This window comes from uncultured Porphyromonas sp. (assembly GCF_938039215.1).
Lineage (GTDB): Bacteria > Bacteroidota > Bacteroidia > Bacteroidales > Porphyromonadaceae > Porphyromonas.
Genome location: NZ_CALHVI010000044.1, coordinates 1 through 2,168, shown reverse-complemented (window position 1 = coordinate 2,168; position 2,168 = coordinate 1). Strand labels below are relative to the sequence as shown.

Genomic DNA, 2,168 nt, shown 5'->3' with positions numbered 1-2,168 from the left:
ACTTACCACAAGGAGGCTATCTCCAAGCCACGCAACGGCCTTGCACACATCATCATCATTCTCACTCGTAGTCGCAATAATCAAATCACCAGGACTTGCACGCCGTGACTTCTTTGCAAATTCATCGGTAACAAAAGACTTGGTATCATAGGTAAATCTACCATAGTAAGTATATATCTGCCCGTAGTGAATAGCAGGCACACCGCTATCTTGTAAATCTTTCTTCTGCAGACTACCTCCACGAACAAATGTACCGACCTCGCCAAGTGTCTTCCACTCGACGGGCTGACCTTTGAGGAGCTTTTCGATATATGTGATCATGCCTCGAGCTCGCTGATGATGGCGTCAATATCTGAGCGGAGCGTATTGATACGTGCCACCGTCTGCTGGATGCGGCTATTGAGATTGGTGATATCGATCTCCTCGCGAGTATCTTCGGCTTCGATATAGCTACTTACCGAGAGGTTGTAGTCCTGCTCCTCGACCTCCTTGAGGTCTACCCAGCGTGCCACGTGTGGGACATCCTCACCGCTGGCAAAGAGCTCGACGATATGTGCGATATGCTCATCCGTGAGGACGTTGTTATTCGTCTCCTTGCGGAAGAAGTCCTCGCCGCTGGCATCGATGAAGCGGATGCGCGCGTCGGCTTTGTGCTTGGAGAGCGTGAGGATATTCACCGCAATACTCGTGCCGTAGAAGAGGTTCGTCGGGAGGGAGATAATGCACTCGATATAGTTCGAGTCGACGAGGTACTTGCGGATCTTCCGCTCAGCCCTTCCTCGGTAGAAGATTCCAGGGAAGCAGACCACCGCCGCACGGCCTCGCGCCGAGAGGTGGTTCACCGCATGGAGGATGAAGGCAAAGTCCGCCTTGGATCGTGGTGCCAATACCCCTGCAGGAGCAAAGCGCTCATCATTGATCAGCGTCGGATTCTCCGAGCCCGCCCAGGAGATGGAGTAAGGAGGGTTCGATACGATGGCATCGAAGGGCTTCTCCTCGGTGTGCTTGGGATCGAGGAGTGTATCCCCCAGCTGGATATCAAAGTCGTTGTAATTGATCCCGTGGAGGAACATATTCATACGCGCCAGATTGTAGGTCGTCAGGTTGACCTCCTGCCCGTAGAAGCCCTCTCGTATCCTATCCACCTCAAAGAGGCGACGAGCCTGCAAGAGGAGCGATCCCGAGCCACATGCGGGGTCATAGATCTTATTGACCTGCGTCTGCCCATGGAGAGCGAGCTTGGCGATGAGTCTGGAGACCTGTGAGGGTGTGAAGAACTCCCCTCCCGACTTCCCGGCATTGGCGGCATAGTTCGAGATCAGGAACTCATAGGCATCGCCGAAGAGGTCGATCTGACTATCCTCAAAGGCACCGAAGTCCAGTGTCGCCACGCCCTGCATCACTGCACACAGACGGCGGTTCTTCTCGTCGACCGTCGTCCCCAGGCGGGTACTCGTCGTGTCGAAGTCGGCAAAGAGCCCCTTGAGATCGGGTTCGGACTTATAGCCCACGGCAGAGCCCTCGATAGCATCGAAGATCTCCCGCAGGCGGATGTTCAGATCCTTATCCTTGGCTGCATCTCGAGCGACGTTCTCAAAGAGCTGGCTGGGGGCGATGAAGTAGCCCTTCTGTTCAATCAAAGCCACACGGCTCTCGTCAGGAACACCCTCATCCAATAGGTCTGCATAGCGGAAGCCTGTCTGGGCACCAGTCTCGACATAGGCGGCGAAGTGCTCACTAAGGAAGCGGTAGAAGAGCATCCCGAGGACGAACTGCTTGAAGTCCCATCCATCGACGGCACCACGCACCTCACCCGCCATCTTCCAGATCTGGCTATGGAGCTGCTCGCGTTGTATGTTGCTTGTCATTTAGGTTCACTTTTTTGAAGGGATAAAGATACTGATTCTCTCAGACTTTAGGCGAGGGGAGAAGAGAGGTGTCAGGACTTATGCGTTGGTGTTTCGGGAGGGTCTTTAAGAGCAGGGCTTTCAGCTCCGGTGTCCCTTTTTTGTTTGATCCTTTGCGTTCGGCTACGTGGGGAGATGCGCCGATCATCTGTGCTCCCTCTTGTTACGCCTCAGCTCAGTAAGAGCCTAGCTAAGGCTGGGGCTCTAGAGCGCCTCACGGCAGGGCGAACTAGTTACCCATTCATGGGGCGGCGGAGGGAC

Annotated in this window: 1 protein-coding gene and 1 pseudogene; both read right to left on the bottom strand. The window is 54.6% G+C overall.

The window, feature by feature from the left end; all coding sequences use genetic code 11:
* Positions 1-321, bottom strand: a pseudogene (locus Q0336_RS06075) (restriction endonuclease subunit S); the annotation flags it as partial.
* Positions 318-1,868 (bottom strand): type I restriction-modification system subunit M, encoded by a 1,551-nt coding sequence (locus tag Q0336_RS06070; RefSeq protein WP_298526659.1) that lies wholly within the window; start codon positions 1,866-1,868, stop codon positions 318-320. The pseudogene Q0336_RS06075 and the gene Q0336_RS06070, both read right to left, overlap by 4 nt.
* Positions 1,869-2,168 lie beyond the last annotated feature (300 nt).